The 20,904-nt window shown below is 72.2% G+C and carries 12 protein-coding genes; 5 read left to right on the top strand and 7 right to left on the bottom strand.

What is annotated here, in order from left to right; translation table 11 throughout:
- Positions 1–35 precede the first annotated feature (35 nt).
- From QEZ54_RS24315 to QEZ54_RS24305, 3 genes are all read left to right on the top strand, one after another.
- Entirely contained in the window at positions 36–1,877 is a 1,842-nt protein-coding gene (locus QEZ54_RS24315) for a family 16 glycoside hydrolase (protein ID WP_281307034.1), read from the top strand.
- Positions 1,878–2,103: 226 nt separating this feature from the next.
- Complete coding sequence (locus tag QEZ54_RS24310; RefSeq protein ID WP_281307033.1) at positions 2,104–2,634, top strand: SigE family RNA polymerase sigma factor; 531 nt, start codon at positions 2,104–2,106, stop codon at positions 2,632–2,634.
- Positions 2,631–3,977 (top strand): hypothetical protein, encoded by a 1,347-nt coding sequence (locus tag QEZ54_RS24305; protein WP_281307032.1) that lies wholly within the window; start codon positions 2,631–2,633, stop codon positions 3,975–3,977. The genes QEZ54_RS24310 and QEZ54_RS24305 overlap by 4 nt, the downstream gene beginning before the upstream one ends.
- Before the next feature lie 61 nt (positions 3,978–4,038).
- On the opposite strand, the gene QEZ54_RS24300 is transcribed toward QEZ54_RS24305, so the two are convergent.
- Both QEZ54_RS24300 and QEZ54_RS24295 read right to left on the bottom strand, forming a co-directional pair.
- On the bottom strand, positions 4,039–5,655 hold the full coding sequence (locus QEZ54_RS24300; RefSeq protein ID WP_281307031.1) for an RICIN domain-containing protein: 1,617 nt from the start codon (positions 5,653–5,655) through the stop codon (positions 4,039–4,041).
- 283 nt (positions 5,656–5,938) lie between these two features.
- Positions 5,939–7,129, bottom strand: a complete 1,191-nt coding sequence (locus QEZ54_RS24295; RefSeq protein ID WP_281307030.1) for an RICIN domain-containing protein — start codon at positions 7,127–7,129, stop codon at positions 5,939–5,941.
- 225 nt (positions 7,130–7,354) lie between these two features.
- Here QEZ54_RS24295 and QEZ54_RS24290 point away from each other — a divergent pair, with 225 nt between their 5' ends.
- Positions 7,355–8,173: an ion transporter gene (locus QEZ54_RS24290; RefSeq protein ID WP_281307029.1), complete on the top strand. Its 819-nt coding sequence runs from the start codon at positions 7,355–7,357 to the stop codon at positions 8,171–8,173.
- Positions 8,174–8,229: 56 nt separating this feature from the next.
- Here QEZ54_RS24290 and QEZ54_RS24285 read toward each other — a convergent pair whose 3' ends face one another.
- The 4 genes from QEZ54_RS24285 to QEZ54_RS24270 form a co-directional block, all read right to left on the bottom strand.
- Positions 8,230–8,670 carry a hypothetical protein gene (locus QEZ54_RS24285; RefSeq protein WP_281307028.1) on the bottom strand — a complete coding sequence of 147 codons (441 nt, stop codon included), beginning with the start codon at positions 8,668–8,670 and terminating at the stop codon, positions 8,230–8,232.
- A 125-nt stretch (positions 8,671–8,795) separates the two neighbouring features.
- A complete protein-coding gene (locus QEZ54_RS24280) occupies positions 8,796–10,067 on the bottom strand; it encodes a hypothetical protein (RefSeq protein ID WP_281307027.1) in 1,272 nt (423 codons plus the stop codon).
- A gap of 95 nt (positions 10,068–10,162) precedes the next feature.
- Complete coding sequence (locus QEZ54_RS24275; protein ID WP_281307026.1) at positions 10,163–13,171, bottom strand: AfsR/SARP family transcriptional regulator; 3,009 nt, start codon at positions 13,169–13,171, stop codon at positions 10,163–10,165.
- A 153-nt stretch (positions 13,172–13,324) separates the two neighbouring features.
- Positions 13,325–16,366, bottom strand: coding sequence for a glycoside hydrolase family 38 C-terminal domain-containing protein (locus QEZ54_RS24270; RefSeq protein WP_281307025.1), 3,042 nt, complete (start codon positions 16,364–16,366; stop codon positions 13,325–13,327).
- A 182-nt stretch (positions 16,367–16,548) separates the two neighbouring features.
- Here QEZ54_RS24270 and QEZ54_RS24265 point away from each other — a divergent pair, with 182 nt between their 5' ends.
- Positions 16,549–18,435 carry a VWD domain-containing protein gene (locus tag QEZ54_RS24265; protein ID WP_281307024.1) on the top strand — a complete coding sequence of 629 codons (1,887 nt, stop codon included), beginning with the start codon at positions 16,549–16,551 and terminating at the stop codon, positions 18,433–18,435.
- Positions 18,436–18,490: 55 nt separating this feature from the next.
- On the opposite strand, the gene QEZ54_RS24260 is transcribed toward QEZ54_RS24265, so the two are convergent.
- Positions 18,491–20,737, bottom strand: a complete 2,247-nt coding sequence (locus QEZ54_RS24260; protein ID WP_281307023.1) for a tetratricopeptide repeat protein — start codon at positions 20,735–20,737, stop codon at positions 18,491–18,493.
- Between the last annotated feature and the right edge of the window lie 167 nt (positions 20,738–20,904).

Raw genomic sequence — 20,904 nt, 5'->3', positions numbered from 1 at the left:
CCGGCGGCGCAACCCCCGCTCTCAGGAGGACCCCAATGCGCTCTCTTTCCTCGACAAGTCCGCGAACACGCAGGTGGCTGGCCGCAGGCGCCAGCGCCCTGCTCGCCTTCGGCCTGTTCTCGGCCACCCAGGCCGCGTTCGCCGCCACCGTCTTCAGCGCCACCTTCGAGGACGGCAGCACCAGCGGCTGGTCGAAGTCCGGCGGCACCTGGGCCGTCGTCACCGACGGCAGCAAGGTGCTGCAGCAGTCCAACGCCACCAGCGAGAACGCCCGCGAGTTCGCCGGTGACGCGGCCTGGACCGACTACACCGTGCAGGCCAGCGTGAAGCCGCTGTCGCTCGGCTCCGGCGGCTTCGTCGGACTGCTGGCCCGCGCGTCCAGCTCCACCACCTTCTACCGGCTGGCACTGCTGCCGGGCAACGTGGTGCAGCTCCAGGCCGTCAACAGCGGGTCGGTCACCGTGCTCGGCAGCGTCTCGCGCACCGTCGCGACCGGCACCTGGTACACCCTGTCGCTGACCGTCAGCGGCACGCAGATCAGCGGCGCCGTCAACGGCGCCACGGTCGCCACCGGCACCAGCAGCGTGGTCGCCAAGGGCCGCATCGGCCTGCAGACGGCCTACTCGAGCGCGAACTTCGACAACGTCACGGTGACCACCGGCGGCACCACCCCGTCGCCGTCGGCGTCGGCGAGCTCGCCGACGCCGACGGTGTCCCCGTCCCGGTCCGCCAGCCCGTCACCGTCGCCTTCGTCGCCCACCTCGCCGTCACCGTCGCCGAGCACGCCGCCGTCGTCGGCGCTGTACGTGGCCCCCGGCGGCAGCGACAGCGCGCCCGGCACCGTGTCGAGCCCGACCACGCTGACCTCGGCGATCACCCGTATCGCCGCCGGCGGCACGATCTACATGCGCGGCGGCACGTACAACTACTCCACCACGGTCACCATCGCGACAGGCAACAACGGCACCTCCAGCGCCCGCAAGAAGCTGTCGGCCTACTCCGGCGAGACGCCGGTGCTGAACTTCTCGGCCCAGGCCGAGGACCCGGCCAACCGGGGGCTGGCGCTCAACGGCAACTACTGGCACGTCTACGGCCTGATCGTCGAGCGGGCCGGTGACAACGGCATCTTCGTCAGCGGCAGCAACAACATCATCGAGCGTACGATCACCCGCTTCAACCGCGACAGCGGGCTGCAGCTGTCCCGGACCGCCTCGGACACCCCGCAGAGCCTGTGGCCCGCCAACAACCTCATCCTCAGCGCGGAGTCGCACGACAACGCCGACTCCGACGGTGAGGACGCCGACGGTTTCGCCGCCAAGCTCACCATCGGCACCGGCAACGTGTTCCGCTACGCCGTCTCGCACAACAACATCGACGACGGCTGGGACCTGTACACCAAGACCGACACCGGCCCGATCGGCCCGGTGACCATCGAGGACTCGCTGTCCTACAACAACGGCACGCTCAGCAACGGCACCGTGAACACCAACGGCGACCGCAACGGCTACAAGCTGGGCGGCGAGGACATCAAGGTCAACCACGTGGTACGCCGGAGCATCGCCTTCCGCAACGGCAAGCACGGGTTCACCTACAACAGCAACCCGGGCAGCATCACCATGTCCAGCAACCTGAGCATCGACAACACCGAGCGCAACTTCTCGTTCGACGCGGGCACGCACGTATACCGCGGCAACACCTCCTGCCGCAGCGGCAGCGGCTCGAACGACAAGACGATCGGCGACGCCGACAGCTCCAACCAGTTCTGGACCGGCGGCAACGGTTCCCGGTGCGCGTCGTACACCGGCTCGCTGGCCTGGTCGTTCGCCTCTGACGGCCGCCTCGTGGTGACCATCGGCGGGCGGGTCGTCAGCCTGTAACCGCGGTCGTACGTCGTCGGGTCGGGGCCGGTCGCGCCCCGACCCGACACCGCCTTCATGGCACGTTCGCCGTTATATGACGTGGAAGGTGTTAGGTCCGGTCGTCGACGGAAACCCGCATCGCCCCTGGAACGGCTTCACCTGCGCGGGCGCAATATGCTCTCCGCCCCGGCACCGGGGTTCCACCCGCCGAGGCGGTGGCAGACGTGTACCCGGTCGAGGAGGCATGGTGGAGGACTTCGAAGGGTTCGTCCGGGCGCGCTCGACCGCGCTCGCCCGGACCGCGTACCTGCTCACCGGCGACCGGCATCAGGCCGAGGACCTGCTGCAGGACACGCTGGCGCGGGTGGCCGAGCGCTGGACGGCCGTGTCGCGCGGCGGCGATCCGGAGCCGTACGTGCGGCGCATGCTGTACACCCGCGCGATCGACGGCTGGCGCGGCCGGCAGCGCCGCGCCGCGCTCGACACCACCGAGGCCCGGCAGCGCCCTGAGCTGCGTGGCCGACCCGACGACGCCGACACGGTGACCCGGCGGCTGGTGCTGCGCGACGCGCTGGCCCGGCTGACCCAGCGCCAGCGCGCGGTGCTGGTGCTGCGCTTCTACGAGGACCTGACCGAGGTGCAGACCGCCGAGGCGCTGCACTGCTCGCCCAACACCGTCAAGTCGCAGACCCGGCACGCGCTGGAGCGGCTGCGGCAGCTCGCCCCCGAACTCGCCGACCTGTTCGGCCCCGGCACCCCGGTGGAGGCACGATGACCAGCGATCTGCGCGACGCGTTCGACGACCTGAGCGCCGACGTCGCCCCGTACGTGGTCGGCGACGACCTCGGCCGTACCGCCTGGCGGGCCGGACGCCGCCGCCGCACCCGCCGCCTGGCCGCCACCGGCGGCCTGGCCCTGGCCGCCGCGGCCGTGCTGGCCCTGATCGCGCCCTGGCCGGTCATCCCGCAGACGCTGGGACCAGCCGGCACCGACGCCCGCGCCACGGGCTATCCGCAGCGCATCACGCACCAGTGGTGGCTCAGCGACCTGCCGGACCGGCCGGGCCCGCTCGCCGGACTCGTGGAGATCAACGGCCCCGACACCTTCGGCTGGCGCGCGCTGTCCCAGCACGGCAACCAGTGGCGGCTTCCCCAGGGCATCGGCACCGGCGACTGGCCGGCGCTGTCCTCGGACGGACGCCGCCTGGGCTACCTCGCCGCGCAGGAAGGCCCGTACGTGCTGCGGGACCTGGTCGAGGGCACGCAGCTGCGCATCCCCTCCATCAGCGGAGGCACCATCGGCCTGCCCGCCCGGTACTGGGTGGGTGACCAGACCCCCACATTCTGGTCACCAGACGGAGCGCACCTGCTGCTCTCCGGCGGTGAGCGCACCGCCGACGGCACGCCGCCGGCCGGACTGATCGTCGACCTGACCGGGTCGGTACGCAGCGTCCCCGGTGACCTGGGCTTCCCCGCCGGTTGGGCGGCCGCCGACCGGCCGGTGTGGGTCAAGGTCTCGGGCGCGGACGGCCGGTCCGAGTACAAGGTGACCGCGACGACCACCGACCTGACCGGCACGCCGGTCACCACCGTGACGCTGCGCCCCAGCGACGCCTGGCCGGGAGGCGGCGGGCTCAACCAGTGGTCCGGGCTGGCCTCGCCGACGGGTGACCAGCTGCTGCTCACGGGCTACCTGACCGGCGACCGGGGCGAGGTGCGCAGGTTCTCGCTGCGCGACGGCACCGAGCTCGGCGTGACCACGGTCGACGACGTGTGGGTCCCGTGCGGATCGAGCTGGGCGGGAGAGGTCGCGGCCATGCCGCTCATGCTGCGCAGCGATGACGGCGGAACCGCCTCCACCGCGCTGCTGCGGCCCGACGGCCCGCGCCAGGTGGTGGCCGCTGATCCGGACCTGTCGGCCACCTGCCTCGTCTGGGCGTCCGACGCGCTGGCGGGCGAGGCGCACGGGTGGCCGTTCGGGCTGAGCACCGCCTGGTGGTCCTGGTGGTGGCGGGAGATCCTCGCCGGGGCCGCCGCACTGGCCATGCTCCTGTGGGGATGGATCCGCCTCGGGTTCTGGCGGGTGCCGGTGAGGTCGAAGGCGGCACCGCCCGCCTGAGCGGCGCCATTGCCCGGGACCCGGCGCCGGCCAGAAGGTCGATCGGCGCCGGGTCGCGGGATCAGCGCCAGTTCTGGTTGGACTGGACCGGGCTGCCGCAGGTCCAGAGGATCATCTGGGTGCCGTTGGCGGTGCCCCAGCCGTCGGCGTCCAGGCACTTGCCCGACGCCGGGTTCACGATGTTGCCGTTGGCGTTGACCGTCCACTTCTGCGCGCCGTTGCCCAGGCACGTCCACAGCTGCACGATCGCGCCGTTGGCGGTCGAGCCGCCCGCGACGTCCAGGCACTTGTTGGAGTTCGTGTTGACCAGCGAGCCGTTCGACTCCACCCGCCACTGCTGCGCGGTGTTGTTCAGGCAGTCCCACAGCTGCACCTTGGTGCCGTCGGCGGTGCGGCCGCCGGAGACGTCGAGGCAGCGGTTCGAGCCGACGTTGACGAACGTGCGCACCTGGGCACCGCCGCCAGCGCAGGTCGTGGTGAAGCCGCGGTCGACCAGGCCCTGGCAGAACGACGTCCGCGCACCCGAGTAGTGCGACAGCTTGCCGTCGACGAACCAGGTCGAGTTGACCGGGAAGTCGAAGCTGCCGTCGTCGATGCCGTCCCAGCCGTAGCGGAAGTCCAGGTTGATGTAGACGGCCGCCTTGATGACGCCGCTGAGGTCGTACGAGCCGGACAGGTTCGGGATCGGGCCGCTGTAGTTCATCAGGCCGAACAGGCGGCGCACCCAGGTGTCGCCCCGGGCCGCCTCCAGCCCGGAGGTGTTGCCGCCGTCGTCGGTGAAGTTCATCATCCCGGACTCCGACACGATCATCGGCTTGCCGTGGTCCTTGGCGAACTTCATCATCTTGAGCACGTTGCCGTCGTAGTCCCAGTTGCGCCAGACCGCCGCGTCGTTGCCGTTGGCGTCCTTGCCGATGTACGCGTTGCGGCACTGCAGGGCACCGGTGTCGTAGTTCTGCGGCGGGGTGCCGTTGTACAGGTAGCCGTTGTCGTAGATCGGCAGGCACAGCTCGTGCGCGAACACCGAGACGCCGATCCAGTCGACGACGGAGTCACCGGGGTACAGCTTCTCGTACTCGCCGCGTACCGGGTGGAAGACGTAGGTCACGTTGTCGTTCGCCTTCGCCCCGTTGATCAGGCTGCGCAGCCGCGCGAAGGCGTTCTTGTACGAGGAGCAGGTGGCGTCGGTGCAGTGGTAGAAGCTGGACACCTCGTAGTCCAGGCGCAGGAAGAACTTCGCCTGCGGGTACGCGTTCATGAAGTTGATCAGATTGGTGAACTGGGACGCCCACTGGCCGTTGGCCAGCTCCTGGGTGACCGCGCGGGAGCGGGCCGCCTTGGCGTTCTCGTCGCCGCCGGTGAAACCGGGCGGGTTGTCCTTCCAGCTCACCCCGACCTGCACCATCCTGCCCTGCTGGGCCAGGGCGGTGGCGTAGTCGCGGTGGCCGTTGTTGACCCAGGTGCCGGACTTGACCTCGTAGTAGACCGAGCCGCCCGCGGGCGGGGCGGCGAAGCTGGTGTAGTCGTTGTAGGCGGCCTGGGTGGACTGGCCGATGAACAGCAGCCGCCCGTTGGCGGGGGCGAAGGTCGAGGCACTGGCCGAGGCGGCCGGGCCGACGGCGGCCAGGGCGGCCGCGACCAGCAGGACGCTGGTGAGGTGGATCGCGAGACGTCTCACGGGAACCTTCCGGGCGAAAGGGGGACGGATTCCGCCAGGCTACGAACGATGCCGCGAAACACCGCCGCTTTTCGATACATCGACGGCGCGGCGACGCCCTGGGTGGTGTTTGATCGCCGCCAGCGGCCAAAACAGCCGGTTGCAGGCGACTTCCTGACCGTGGACAGCGATCAGGTTCAGGTGAGCGCCCCAAGATCGCGGTCCCCGGTCACTCCGGGCAGCCCGACGGCGGGCAGCCCTCCCGTCGGCGGCGGGAGGGCTGCTGCTCAGACGACGGGCGGGATCAGCCCAGGCGCCACTGCTGGTTGCCGCCCAGCGGGTTGCCGCAGTCCCAGATCTGCAGGCGGGTGCCGTTGCCGGTGCCGAACTCGACGGCGTCCAGGCACTTGCCCGAGTTGGGGTTGACGATCGACCCGTTGCTGTTGACGACCCACTGCTGGGCGCCGTTGTTCAGGCAGGTCCACAGCTGCACCACGCTGCCGTTGGCGGTGCGGCCGCCCGAGACGTCCAGGCACTTGCCGGAGTCGACGCTGACGAAGGTGTTGCCGACCCGGCGCCACTGCTGGTTCGCGTTGTTCGGGAAGCAGTCCCACAGGTGCACGACGTTGCCGTCATTCTTGCCCCAGGCGTCCACGTCGACGCAGCGGTTGGACGCCACGCCCCGGATGACGGAGGTGCCGCCGGTGCCGCCGCCGCCTGCCGCGTTGCCGTTGACGTTGAAGTCGAACAGGTTCACGGCCAGGCCCGCGCCACCGATCCACGGCTCGAAGCCCGCCTGGACGCTGGTCATGTACCAGGCCGTGCTGATCTTGCCGCGCGACACCGAGTCGTCGATGAACGCCTTGAGGCTGAAGTTCGGGAACGAGTTGTTCGGCACGGTACGGACGTAGGAGATGACGTTCCAGCCGATGTTGCCGAACCAGACGTCCCAGGTGCCGCCCTCGAGGTTCACGGTGGCGATCCGGCTGCCGATCGGCTGCGGACGACCGCGGTGGTTCGTCCAGATCATCACCTCGGCGCCGTAGTTCTGCCCCGGCGGGTTCGGGTTGGCGTCGAACCAGATGTCGAACGCGGTGTCCCACTCACCGGAGTTCGGCGTGGAGATGTTGAAGGTCGCGCGGGGGTTGTTCAGCGAGCTGACCCGGGCGGGCAGGCCGCTGCCGGCGGTGCAGGCGCCGTAGTGGCAGCCGGCGTAGATCGACGGGTACGACGCGGGCGGGCCGTTGGTCGCGTTGTTGTGGTCGGCCTGGGTCACGGTGAACCCGGCGTTGGAGACGTCGATGCACTGGGTGGTGCTCGCGCCCCAGCGGTTGTTCTGCACGATGTACTTGCCGCCCTGGACCGGCGCGGTGCCGTACTGGTCGCAGATGATCGGGGCGGCGGCGGCCGGAGTGGCGGCCACGGTCAGCACACTGGCCGCCACGGCGGTGCCGAGTGCGACGGCCAGGGCGAGTGGGCGGAGTCGCCGTTTCATGGTGGTACTCCCTCAGAGCGGACGGAATCGCCGCGGGCACGGCGGACTCTCGTGGGAGGGCTCCCACGAGACTTCTTCCAGGAGCGTACGCACACGTCGACATACATCAATCAGTTTCGAAACTGTCCGCCCGGCCGCACCGCCCGGGTCCCGGCACCGGCAACACGCGGCAGCGGAGACGTCGGTTCCCGGCGTCCGCAGCCCGCACCGGGCAGTATCTGCAGCGTGAAGGCGACAGAAGGGACTGACCGCACCCCGCCGCGACGGGGGCAGCCGCGGGACGCGGCGGCCGCGGCGGCGCTGGAGAAGTACGACCGGCGCGCCCGGGTGCCGATCATCCTGTCTGCCGTACTGCCCCTGATCATCGTGCCCGAGCAGGGGAACTGGGTCGCGGTGGCCGTCGGCGTCGGCTCGTGGCTGGTGTTCCTCGCCGACTTCCTCGTCCACCAGCGGCTGATGGTCAACTACCTCGGCACCCACCTGGGCCGGTTCGACCTCGCGATCGTGGTCCTCACCGCACCGTGGTTCCTGCTCGCCGGGGCGCCGGCCGCGGGCTTCGTGGTGGTGCTGCGGCTGGCCAGGCTCGGTCGGCTCATCATCGCCACCAAGGGCGTCCGGCGGCTGTTCGCCCGGCTCGGCCGGGTCGCGATCATCGCGGCGGCGGTGCTGTTCGTGGGCGCGGCCATGGCCTACTACGCCGAGCACCCGACGAATCCGGAGTTCGCCACCTTCGGCGACTCGCTGTGGTGGGCGACCGTCACCCTGACCACGGTCGGCTACGGCGACATCGTGCCCATCACCACCGCCGGACGGTTCGACGGGGCGGCCATCATGTTCATGGGCGTCGCCCTGCTCGGCCTGCTCGCCGGTTCGCTGGCCAGCTTCTTCGGCCTCGAGCCCGAGCAGGCGGCAGCGGAGCCGACGGCGTCGAACGATTCGGTGCTCAACGAGCTCAGCCTCCTGCGGGCGGAGGTGAGGGAGTTGAGGGCGCTCACCCGGCGCCTTGCCGACGGGGACCAGCCCTCAGCACCGGGTTCCGGGTAGGCCGCCGGGTGGTGCGGGTCGGCGAGGGAGGACGCCCTCGCCGACCTTCTTTCGCCCTACCGGATGCCGAGCGCGGCGATCGGCCCGTACCGGGCCTGGCGGATGCCCCGGTGGCGCGCCCAGGCCCGGTCCCCGTAGGACCAGTGCCACGGCCGTTGCGGGTCGTTGACCAGGCCCGCTGCCGCGAGTGCGGCGCCTAGCGGGTCAGCGCCCCCGGCCTCGGCCGCGACGTCGCCGCCGTCCACGGTGCAGATCCGCAGATCGGCGGCGGCGCCGGTGGCATGCCACCCGCTCGGGCAGCCTCCGGACACCACCAGCAGCCGCACCCCGATCGGCAGCAGCGTCTGGGCGGTGACCAGCCGGTCGGCCACCCCGACCCGGACCAGCGTCGCGGCCGCCGTCGGGGCCACCAGCAGCGCGCTGATGCCGCGCAGATCGACGAGGGGCTCGCCGCACTCGTGCACCTCGACGGCGGCCGGCTCCTCGGGCGGCGTCATTTTCCCTCCATACGACCCCTTCCTTTCCCGGAACCACCGCAGTGCCGGTGACGAGGTCGTCACCGGCACCACGGCGGTTCTGCGCTTCTCGTCCCCGGGCCAGTTCCCGGAGGTCCCTGCGGCCGTCAGCCGACGACGGCCTGGCTGTCCTTGCCGTTGCCGTCCCAGTCGCCGATCAGCGGCATCTCCGACCCGCCGTTGCCGTAGGCGACCGACTCGGTGGCCTCGGTCGCGCTGGTCACGGCACCGGTACGGAAGTAGAAGACGTTGCCCATCCGCACCCCGATGTTGTCCTTGCCGTCGCCGTCCCAGTCGCCGACCACCGGCGTGGCGTACGGGTCGCCGTAGGCCAGCGTCGCGTTGGGCAGGTAGAACGTGAAGTTCGCGGGGCGGTAGACGCCGACCTCGTCCCGGCCGTTGCCGTCGAAGTCGCCGACGACCGGCGTGTCGTTGGCGTTGCCGAACGCCACCACCGAGGTGGTCTCGGTCGCGCTGGTCACGGGGCTGGTGCGCAGGTAGGAGTTGAAGCCCATCCGGACGCCGACGTTGTCCTTGCCGTCGCCGTCCCAGTCGCCGACCAGCGGCACGGCCCAGGCGTCGCCGTAGACGAACTGGTACTGCGCGGCGCCTGTCTGCGGGGTGTTGCTGAGCAGGAAGGTGCCGCTGCGCGGGTCGTACGCGCTGGGGGTGTCGGTGCCGTCGCCGTCCCAGTCACCGGAGATGGCGATCATCGGGCTGTTGCCGTAGGCGATCGTCGACCGGGTCGCGACATTCGAGGTCCGGCTGTCCGACATCAGGAAGTCCAGCACGCCGAGTTCGGCGCCGCCCAGGTCGTCGATGATGTTCTTGTACCGGTAGGCGCTGTAGTCGACCGCCGTGTGGCTGTCGATGGTGCCCGAGGTCAGGCTCGCCGAGCGGTACTTGATGTCGTCGCTGCCGAAGGAGTAGTACTCGAAGTTCGGGTAGACCGGCGCCCACTTGGCGAACAGGACCACGTGCCCGCTGGCCCCCGAGCCGCCCCAGGTGAGGATGTCACCGGGCTTCAGCTTCGTCTTGGCGATCGGGGCCGAGTAGGTGGAGCTGCCCAGCGCCACCGAGTTCGGGTCCGAGTTGAGGTGCCAGGCCATGTCGATCAGTCCGGAGCAGTCCCGCCGGTACTGTCTGGTGTAGCCGCTGTCCCACTTGTCGGTCGCGTTGGTGTTGTAGGTGACCGGGTTGGTGCTCTTCCAGTAGGCGGCTCGGCTGATCACCTCCGATCGGGTGATGGGACTGCCCAGGGTGGAGGCGGCGTGCGCCGCCTCGGGCGCCGCGGCCGAACCGGCCACGGCCATCGCCACGCCCACACCCGCCGCCAGCGCGACCGCGAGCGCCCCGGAGACCAGTCGGTTCAGTTTCATGACGTCTTCCTTTCATCGCGGGAGGCTTTCTCCCTTGCGATGAAAGATTCGAACCCGTCGTTGAAATCGCTCTGAAAACGAGCTGGGGCACCGTTTCAGTACGTTTTCACACCACCGGTGAGCTCCTCGGACTCGCGCGCGGCGAAGGCGCGGAACGTCCTGACCGCCTTGGCCCGCAGCGCGGCGGCCGCTTCGGACTCGCCCCGGGCCTCGTGCAGCAGGGCCAGGTCGCGTTCGGTGCGCGCCTGCCACAGCGGCACATCCATCTGCTCGCACTGCCGCAGCGCCGCGTCCAGCAGCGCGTACGCCTCGTCCAGGCGGCCCTCGGCCAGGTGCAGCTCGCCGACGGTCCGCATCGTCACCGCGTGGCCGAGGCGGTCGCCCATCGCGTGGCAGACCGTCAGCACGTGCTCCAGCTGCGCGAGCACCCCGGCGCTCTCACCCCTGCGCAGCCGGGCCTTGGCCAGCGAACGCACCGCGTACGCCTCCATCAGCGCGTCACCCAGCTCCGTGAAGATCTCCTGTGCCCGCATCGCGGTCTCGACCGCCTCCTCGTACTCGCCCACCGCCCGGTGGTACATGCTCAGCGTGCGCAGCGTCAGCCCCTCGCCCCGCTGGCTCCCCGCGCGCTGGTAGGCGGCCAGCGACTCCTTCAGGTCGGTGCGGACCTGCTCGTAGTCGCCGAGTTCCAGCCGCACCGACCCGGCCAGGCGGTGCAGGTAGCCCAGGGCGATGTCGTCGCCGAGTTCGCGCACCCGGTCACCGCCCTGGTCAAGGAAGTGCAGCGCCTCCACCAGCCGCCCGGCTTCGCGGCAGCCGGCGCCGAGTCCGATCAGGGCCACCGCCATGCCGCGCCCGTCGCCGTGCTCGCGGAAGGCGGCCAGCGCCTCGGTGAAGTGCTGCCGCGACTCCGGGAACCGGTCCTGCAGATAGCGCAGATGGCCCAGCTCCGCCAGCATGATCGCCTCACCGCGCCGGTCGCCCGCCGACACCGCCGCCGCCAGGGCCGCCTGGTTGATCCGTTCCCGGGCCTCGAAGCGGTTCACGCCGAGGAACGAGGGCCCCAGCCGGGCCGAGGCGAACAGGCAGACCAGATCGTGCAGGCCCAGCACGGCGGCCCGCTCCAGGCCGACGACCAGGGCGGCGTGCTCCAGATCGAACCAGGTGTGCGGGGCGGAGCGCACCTGCGCCAGCAGCCCGGCGTCCATCGGCCGCGCCTCGATCACCGGACGGGCCCAGCCGATCGCGTCCGCCGGGGCGTCCGCGGTGACCTGGTCGGCCAGCGTGAGCCAGCCGCTGAGCACCCGGCTCACCGCCGCCGACAGCGAGCCGGCCGACTCCTCGGCCTCGGCCCGCTCCCGCGCGTACAGCCGCACCAGCTCGTGCAGCCGGTAGCGCAGCCGGCCGAGGCCGTCCACATGGCTGAAGTCGACCAGGTGCGCGTCCACCAGCTGCTCGACCACGTCCTCGGCCGCGGTCTCGGCGGTGTCGGTCAGCCAGGCCGGGATCCACGACGAGAACTCCGGCACGCCCAGGTAGCCCAGCCGCCGCAGCGCCCGCCGGGCCGGCTCGTCCAGCCCCCGGTAGCTGAGCTCGAACCCGGCCCGGACCTGCAGGTCGGCGATGGTCAGCTCGTCCAGCCGGCGCTGCTCGTCGGCCAGCCGGTCGGCGAGCAGCCGCAGCGGCCACCGCTGGCGGGTGGCCAGCCGGGCGCCCGCGATGCAGATGGCCAACGGCAGGTGACCGCAGAGTTCGACGATGGCCTGCGCGGCCGCCGGCTCCGCGGCGGCCCGGTCGGCGCCGACGATGCGGCCCAGCAGGTCCAGCGCGTCCTGCGGCCCCAGGACGTCGAGGTCGATCCGGCGGGCGCCGGACAGGCCGCCGAGCCGGTTGCGCCCGGTGACGAGCACCGCGCAGCCGGGGTCGCCCGGCAGCAGCGGCCGGACCTGCTGCTCGTCGGCGGCGTCGTCCAGCACCACCAGCAGCCGCCGCCCGGCCAGCAGGCTGCGGTACAGCTCGGCCCGCTCGGCGGCGGCCGCGGGCATCGCGGTGAACTCGACCCCCAGCGCCTTGAGCATCCGGCCCAGCACCTCACCGGGTTCGGCGGGGGCGTCGCCCATGCCGCGCAGCTCGGCGTAGAGCTGGCCGTCGGGGAAGGACGCCTTCACCTGGTGGGCGACGTGCACGGCCAGGGCGGACTTGCCGCTGCCGCCCCGGCCCGCGATCACGTGGACGGCAGCGCCGGGCGCCGGGGTCAGCGCGGCGATCAGGGCGTCGGTCTGGTCGGCGCGTCCGGTGAAGTCGGCCGGGGCCACCGGCAGCTGCGCCGGAGCGGTGCGCTGCGGGCGGTCGGGCGCCGCCGGCGGCATCAGGGCCGGGTCGCCGCGCAGGATGGCCCGGTGCAGCGAGGTCAGCTCCGGGCCGGGGTCGACGCCGAGCTCCTCGCTCAGCGCGGCACGGCCCTCCTCGAACGCGGCCAGCGCGTCGGACTGGCGGCCCGCCCCGTACAGCGCGGTCATGTACTGGCCGCGCAGCCGCTCGTTGGCCGGATGCCGGGCGACCAGCGCCGCCAGCTCGGCCACCACCTGGCCGTGGCGTCCCAGCACCAGATCGGCCGCGACGCGCCGCTCGGTGGCGCCGAGACGCAGCTGCTCCAGCCGCTCGGCCTCGCCCGACAGCAGGGAGTCGCCCAGGCCGGCCAGCGCGGGGCCGCGCCACAGCGCCAGCGCGGCCGTCAGCAGCCGGGAGACCTCCTCGGCGGCCTCGGCCCGGTGCGCCCCGGCCAGCAGCTGCTCGAACACGTGCAGGTCGAGCGAGTCCGGGGCCAGTTCGACCAGGTAGCCGGGCGCCCGCGTGACGATCACGCCGTCGGCCCCGTGCCGGGCCAGCGCCTGCCGCAGCGACTTGACGTACGTGTGGATCGCCGCCTTGGCGGTCTCGGGCGGATCCCCCGGCCACAGGATGTCGATCAACCGGGTCAGCGGCACGACCCGGCCGTGCTCCAGCAGCAGGGCGGCCAGCAGCGTCTGCGGTTTGAGCCCGCCCAGCGGCACCTGGGCCGCCCCCGCGACCACCTCGACCGGACCCAGCAGCCGGTACTCCACCCTTGTCCCCCGTCCACGCGACAAACCGCCCACAAGTTGATGCTTGAGGGCCGGACGCGGGTTGCCCCGCCACCCGGATCGAATGGCCACAGTGGACTGAGGGCGGCCGTACGGCATGCGTCCGCACGGCCGCCGTCGCGGCTCAGCCGGGGTTCAGCGGCGCTCGGCGGATCGGCGCAGGCGCAGGGTCACCAGCTCGAAGGGCCGCAGCCGCAGCCGGACCGCGCCGTCGGCGAGCTGGACGCCAGCGTTCCCGACAGGCCGCTCCAGCAGGTCGCACGCGGTCACGGCGGCGAGGTCGAAGGACGGGGTGAGCGTCGCGCGGGCGCGGGTGCCCCGTGACTCGTACAGGCGCACCACGACGTCGCCGCTCAGGTCGTCGGCGAGCTTGACCGCGGTGGCCACGACCGCGTCCGCGTCGACGGTCAGCAGCGCGTCCACGTCGGCGCTGCCCGGCACCCGCCGCGGCGGCAGGTTGATCGAGTAGCCCTCGCGGACCGCGTCGCCGATGTCCGCGCCCGGCACCAGCGCGTACGAGAAGCGGTGCCGGCCCTGGTCGGTGCGGGGGTCGGGGAAGCGCGGGGCGCGCAGCAGCGACAGCCGCACGGTCGTGGTGGTGCCCTCGTCGGCGCGCACGGTGCGGGTGACGTCGTGGCCGTAGGTCGAGCCGGTGACGACCGCGACGCCCCAGTCCGGCTCGGCCAGGTGCACGAACCGGTGGTTGCACGCCTCGAACTTCGCCGCCTCCCAGCTGGTGTTGGTGTGCGTCGGCCGGAAGATGTGGCCGAACTGGGTCTCGGCGGCGTAGCGGTCGGTGTGGATGTCCAGCGGGAACGCGACCTTGAGGAACTTCTCCCGCTCGTGCCAGTCCACCTCGGTCTCGACGTCCAGCCGCCGCTGCCCGGCGGCCAGGGTGAGCGTCTGGACCACTGACGAGGCGCCGAACGAGCGGACCAGCCGCAGCGCGACCGCGTCCGGTCCGCCGGCGCTGACGGCGATCTCGTCCAGGCCGGTCAGGTCGGTGACGGAGTTGCGGTAGAACTGGTCCACGTCCCAGGCGTCCCACTTGTTCGGGAAGTCCGGGTGCAGCTGCAGCAGGTTCGCGGCGGCACCGGCGGGCACCGCCTCCCGGTCGGCGGCGACGTCGTACACGGACACGACCAGGCCGCGGGCGTCGACCCGTACCCGCAGCAGGCCGTTGTCCAGCAGCCAGCCGCCGCCGGGCAGCTCGGCCACCGAGCAGCCGGCCGCCCCGGCGGGCGCGCGGCGGCCCGACCGGCCGGGTACGCCCGCGCGGGCATGCGGGGCGCCGTTGAAGACCACCTCGCCGCCCGGCACGGCGTCCCCGGCCAGCGCGCGCTGGGCCCGGTCGACGAGCGCCGACAGCTCGGCGGTCACCGCGGCGTAGGCTGCCTCGGCCTCCCGGTGCACCCAGGCGATCGACGACCCCGGCAGGATGTCGTGGAACTGGTGCAGCAGCACGGTCTTCCAGAGCCGGTCCAGGTCCTGGTACGGGTAGTCCAGCCCGACCCGCACCGCGGCCGTCGCCGACCACAGCTCGGCCTCGTAGAGCAGGTGCTCGCAGCGGCGGTTGCCCTGCTTGGTGCGGGCCTGGCTGGTCAGCGTGGCCCGGTGCAGCTCCAGGTAGAGCTCCCCCACCCACACCGGCGGATCAGGGTACTCCGCCTGCGCCTGCGCGAAGAACTCCGCCGGGCGCTGCCAGCGCACCACCGCCGAGCCCTCCAGGTCGCGCATCCGGGCCGCCTTGGCGATCATCTCGCGGGTGGTGCCGCCACCGCCGTCGCCCCAGCCGGTAGGCGCCAGCGAGTGCCGCGCTCGGCCCTTGTCCTTGAAGTTGCGGGCCGCGTGCGCGATCTCCCGGCCCAGCATCGAGCAGTTGTACGTGTCCACCGGCGGGAAGTGCGTGAAGATCCGGGTGCCGTCGATGCCCTCCCACAGGAACGTGTGGTGCGGGAACTTGTTGACCTGGCTCCACGAGATCTTCTGCGTCAGCAGCCACTTCGAGCCCGCGGCCTTGATGATCTGCGGCAGGCCGCCGGCGAACCCGAACGTGTCGGGCAGCCACGCCTCCTCGTTCTCGATCCCGAACTCGTCCAGGAAGAACCGCTTGCCGTGGACGAACTGGCGGGCCATCGCCTCCGACCCGGGCATGTTCGTGTCCGACTCCACCCACATGCCGCCCGCGGGCACGAAGCGGCCCTCCGCGACGGCCGCCTTGACCTGCGCGTAGATCTCCGGCCGGTGCTCCTTGATCCAGGCGTACTGCTGGGCCTGCGACATCGTGTAGACGAAGTCGGGCTCGTCGCGCAGCAGCGCGGTCATGTTCGCCGCGGTCCGGGCCACCTTGCGTACGGTCTCCCGCAGCGGCCACAGCCAGGCCGAGTCGATGTGCGCGTGCCCCACCGCGCTGATCCGGTGCGCCGACGGCTCGGCCGGTGCGGCGAGCACCCCGGCGAGCCGCGCGCGGGCGGCCGCGGCGGTGGCGTTGACGTCCTGCAGGTCGAGTACGTCCAGGGCGCGGTCCACGGCGCGCAGTACGTCCCAGCGGCGGGCGCCCTCGACCGGCAGCTCGGCCATCAGCTCGCCGAGCACCTCCAGATCCTGGACCAGGTGCCACACCTCGGGGTCGAACACCGCCAGGTCCATCCGCTCCAGCCGGTACAGCGGCTCGTCCCCGGCGGTGTCGCGGTCGCCGAGTTCGGTGGGCTTGAACGGCTGGTAGTCCAGGATCATCGGGTTGGCCGCCGCCTCGATGTGCAGCAGCACCTCCTCGCCGCCGGCGACCGGCGCGCCGACGCGGACCCACTGGTTGCGCGGCTGCAGGCCCTTCACCGGGGTGCCGTCGGGGCGGTACACCAGGCCCTCGCACTGGAACCCGGGCCGGTTCGGGTCGAAGCCGAGGTCGAGCAGGGCCTCCACGGTACGGCCCGCCCAGGCGGCGGGCACGGTGCCGGAGACGGTGAACCAGCTGGTGCCCCAGGGCGCGCCCCACCGGTCCCCCACCCGCACCGGCGTACGCGGGGCGGCCAGGCCCTCGGCCACCGGGACGGGCTCGCCCGGGGCGGTCCAGACGGTCACCCGCAGCGGCACCGACTCGGGGTGGATCGCCGGTCGGATGCGCTCCTCCAGGACCCGCTTGAGCCGACCCTCGGCCAGTAGGCGGTCGTCGTGCATCGTCGCTCCAAGGGTTCGCCGGATGTCTGACAGCAAGGTCATTGTCGCGGTTCGTCGGATTGACGACCAGGCCGGAGCTGATTCGGAAGCGGCACGGATGTTGTCCGGGTAGCGCGTCGAGCCGTCCTCTGGTTGCGGGCAGCCTCACCCGGGGCTGCCGTCCAGTCCGGAAAGGACTTCCGATGACCACCTCTGCAACCTCCGCGCGCAGACTCGGCAGAGTCTGGGCCCTGGTCGCCGTGCTGGCGGCCGTGGCCGCCGCCGGTGCCCTCGCGCGCAGATCCGACGCCTGGGCGGTGCCGGTCCCGCCGCCGCTGACCCAGGAGGAGTGGCGGGTGCAGCTGCCGCAGCAGCCGCCGCCCGCGACCAGTTGCGCCTCCACGGTGTACCCGCGCCTGGTGTGGCAGTCGGCGTCGTGCAAGACGCCGCCGAACCTGCCGCAGCTGCCCCGGCAGCCCGGGACCCCGCGCACACCCCACGTCATCGGCAGCGGCACCGGCCTGTCCGCGAAGGCGCCGAGCGGCAACATCAGCCTGGGCGTCGGCTCGTTCGACGCGGTCTCTGGCGTGCTGAGCGAGAGCTCCCCGATCGGCAACACCGGCGGGCCGGTCGCCAACGCGTACACCCTGCAGCTCAACACCGACTACTTCGCCACCCCGGCCTGCGCGGGCTCGCCGAACCCCGGCTGCCTGGGCTGGGAGCAGTTCATCTTCGCCAACGACGGCACCAGCGGCGTGGCGTTCATCCAGTACTGGCTGCTGGAGTACAACGCGTCCTGCCCCACCGGCGGCGGCATCCTCTGGAACCAGTTCTCGTTCACCGGCAGCAGCACGATCTACTGCTGGCGCAACGCCCCGACCGGCGTGGCGGTCCCGTTCCAGCCGATCACCAACCTGGCCAACCTGCGGCTGGCCGGCGCGGCCACGCCGACCGGCGACTCGGTCACGATGTACGTCGGGCCCACGAGCTACACCGCGGTCGGCGACAACGCCGTCCGCGCGGCCGGGGGCTGGACCACCGCCGAGTTCAACGTCTTCGGCTACGGCGGCAACAGCGACGGCGGCGGCATGGCCACCTTCAACCCGGGCGCGTCGATCTCGGTGCGGACCCGCATCCTGTACGGCGGCACCGAGAAGCCCGACTGCGTCGCGCGCGGCTTCACCGGCGAGACCAACAACCTCGGCTTCACCACCACCCCGCCCAGCCCCACCCCGCCCGGCCCGGCCCTGATGTTCGTGGAGAACACCGCCGGCAGCTCGACGCCGAACTGCGCGACCCAGGCCACCGCCATCGGCGACACCCACCTGCGCACCTTCGGCGGGACGTACTACGACTTCCAGGCCACCGGCGACTTCCTGCTCGCCCAGGCCGACCCGGAGTTCACCGTCCAGTCGCGGCAGATCTCCAGCGCGCCGCGCTGGCCGGACGCCTCATACAACAGCGCGGTGGCCGCGCAGATGGGCCCGACCCGGGTCGCGGTCTGCGCGTCGGACAAGGACCAGCTGTTCGTCAACGGCAGCCCCGTCCACGTCACCAGCGGCACCGCGATCTACCGGGACGGCGTCAGCATCGACCGGTCCGGCGACACGTACACGATCGTCGACGAGCACGGCAACAGCGTCACCGCGACGATCAACGAGAGCACCTGGATCAACGCCGACGTCGGCCTGGGCAAGTGGCCGACCCAGGTGCGCGGGCTGCTCGCCAACCCGGAGAACTCGCCGCAGCTGCTGCAGGGCCGCGACGGCAGCGTGTACCAGACCCCGCTGACCTTCGAGGAGCTGTACTGGAAGTACGGCGAGAGCTGGCGGGTCAGGGCCGAGGAGTCGCTGCTGAACGACTGCGGCAAGGTCACCGAGGAGGGCAACCCCGGTCGGCCGTTCTTCGCCGGCGACCTCGACCAGGAGGAGCGCGGCAGGGCCCGCGCGATCTGCCTGGAGGCCGGGGTCAAGGACTCCCCGACCGTGCTCGACGCCTGCACCCTGGACGTCGCGGTGCTCGGCAAGGCGGCCGCGGCCGCCTACGTCGGCGCCGACGAGCCGCCCGTGAACGGCAACCCGAAGCGGTAACCCGCCGATCCGGCCGCCCGACCGGGATCCGGTCGGGCGGCCTCGATCGCGCGGATCAGTTCAGGTAGCCGAACCGCTGCATCACCGCTCGCAGATCCGCAGACGCGCCGGTCTCGCCGAGCCGCTCGTGCAGGCGCCTGGCCTCGGTGAGGTGGGCCCGCGCCTCGTCGAAGTCCTCCAGCGCGTGGTGGTCGATCCCGACGCTGTAGTGGGTGAGGGCGAGCACCCGCTGGTTGTCCAGCTCCGTGCCGATGTCCATAGCCATCCGGTGGTAGCCGAGACTGGCCTCCACGCCGAGGTGGAAGTGGGCGGTGCCCAGGTTGTTGAGGAAGTACGCCTCCGACGCGCGGTTGCCGGACTGCCGGCTCAGCGCCACCCCCCGCTCGGCCAGTTCACGCACCCGGTCGTAGTCGCGCTGGCGGAACGCGGCCACCGTGTGCGCCTCCAGCACCCGCACCCGGGCCGCCTCGTCGTCCTGCGCCGCGGCGATCGCGTACGCCTGCGCGAACGCCTCGTCGGACTCGGCCCGCTGCCCGGATTCGGCGTACGACTTGCCGATGACGCTGAGCAGCACCGCCCGGCGGGCCGGGGTGGGCGCCAGCGCCAGCGCCTGCTGGTAGTAGTGCACGGCCTGCGCGAACTCGCGCTGGTTGTAGCAGGCGTTGCCCCGCTTGCTCAGCAGCAGGTGCAGCCGCCGCACGTCGTGGCGCTCCCACAGCCGGGCGATCGCGGCGTCCACGAGGTTCAGCAGGGCAAGGTGGCCGTAGGTGTCCAGGTAGCCGCCCTCGGCCAGGGTGGTCACGATCGCCAGGAAGTCCTCGACCGCCGCGCTCTGCGCACGCTCGGCGGCCGCGATCACGTTGTCGAGGTCGAGGGCGATGACCTGGTGCTCGGCCCGGTACGCCTCGACGAACGCCCGCACCGCCGTGATCGCGGCGCCCGGGTCGCGGTCGCCGTGCAGCACCACCCGGGCGTAGCCGACGGTCAGGTCGTGGAACGCGTACGCCGCGGTCCCCGCCGCCCGCTTGGCGAAGCTCGCGTCGACCAGGGCGTTGAGCGCGGCCAGGGTCCGGTTGGCGCCGAAGCCGAGGCAGCGCTCGACCAGACCCGGCGTGACCACGCCGCTGAACAGGCCGCCGACCGCGCCGAGCACCGCCCGCGCGTCCGGCGGCAGCGCCTCGTAGGTGGTGTCGAGCAGGCGCCGCCCGTTCTCCCGGCCCGGCGCGGCGAACCCGGCCGGCATCTCGATCTCGGTGGGCGTCTCCAGCTGCCGCCGCAGCTCGGCGGGGGTCAGCGCGTACTGCCGCAGCCGGTGACCCGCGATCTCGATCAGGTACGGCTGGTACGCCAGGTAGGCGCACAGCTCGTAGGAGTCGGGGCGGGCGGTGTAGGAGTCCTGCTGGGCGTGGTGGGCCAGCAGCCCCGCCGCCGCGACCGGGTCCAGCCCGTCGACGGCGACCTGGTCGGCCACGCCGATCCGGAACCGGGAGGTGACCAGCACGCCGACGTGGTCGGGCACCGCCTGCAGCACCGTGTGCAGGGTGCCCGCCTCCCACGCGTCGTCCAGCACGCACAGGGTGGCGCCGCTGGCGGTGATGGCGCCGGCCACGGCCAGCAGCCTGCCGTCGCCCGCGCTGGTGCCGGTCCAGCGGCGGCCGGTGACCGTGGCCAGGCAGCGGGCCATCGCGTCGAGCACCAGGTCGGCGCCGGTGGTGCCGACCCGTACCCACAGGTACGGCCCCTTGCCCGCCTCGATGCGCCGGTCGGCGATGGTGGCCGCCAGCGCGGTCTTGCCGCTGCCGCCCAGGCCGTGCAGCAGCAGCCGCGCCCCCGCGTCCAGCCGCCCGCCCACCGCCTCGATCAGGTCGGCCCGGCCGACCAGCAGCCGCGGCCGGTTGGGCCGGTTCACCGCCGCCTCGTAGAAGATGACCTCGCTGCCCTCGGTGCTGTCTGGCGCGACCGTCCAACCGCGCGTCCCCCGCTCCTGGTGCGCCGGCGGCGCGGGCTCGGCCGGCGGCCGCCCGGCGCGCAGGTCCTGCCAGGCGGGCACCGCGGCGCGGCGCAGCTGCTCGGCCAGCTCGGGGTCGCCGTCCAGGTGCAGGGCGAGGTTGCGCAGGTGCGCCTGGCCGACCAGCCGCTTGCCGGTGAAGAACTGGTGCACGGTGGCCGGTTCCAGGTGCACCGCGCGGGCGATGGCGACCATCGTCGGCCGACCGGCCGAGGCGTGCAGCTTGTCCAGGTACGACAGCAGCTCCAGCACCGGGCCGTCAGCGGGCCACCAGCGCTTCGTGTAGTCGGCCATCTTCGCCCCCGTCGATGCTCCGCGCGGCCCTAGAATCTGTCGGATTACGACGATGACCCCATTCAGCTGCCCGGTCAACGCGACCATCGATAGCGGACAGCACATTGGACGCGAACCAGACAGTACCCGCCCGGACAGTCACGCAGCGGGCGCTGTCAATCGCCAAT

It is taken from the genome of Catellatospora sp. KI3, assembly GCF_029948125.1.
Lineage (GTDB): Bacteria > Actinomycetota > Actinomycetes > Mycobacteriales > Micromonosporaceae > Catellatospora.
Note: the sequence above shows the minus strand (reverse complement) of the source record. Positions and strands in the feature narration are given on the sequence as shown.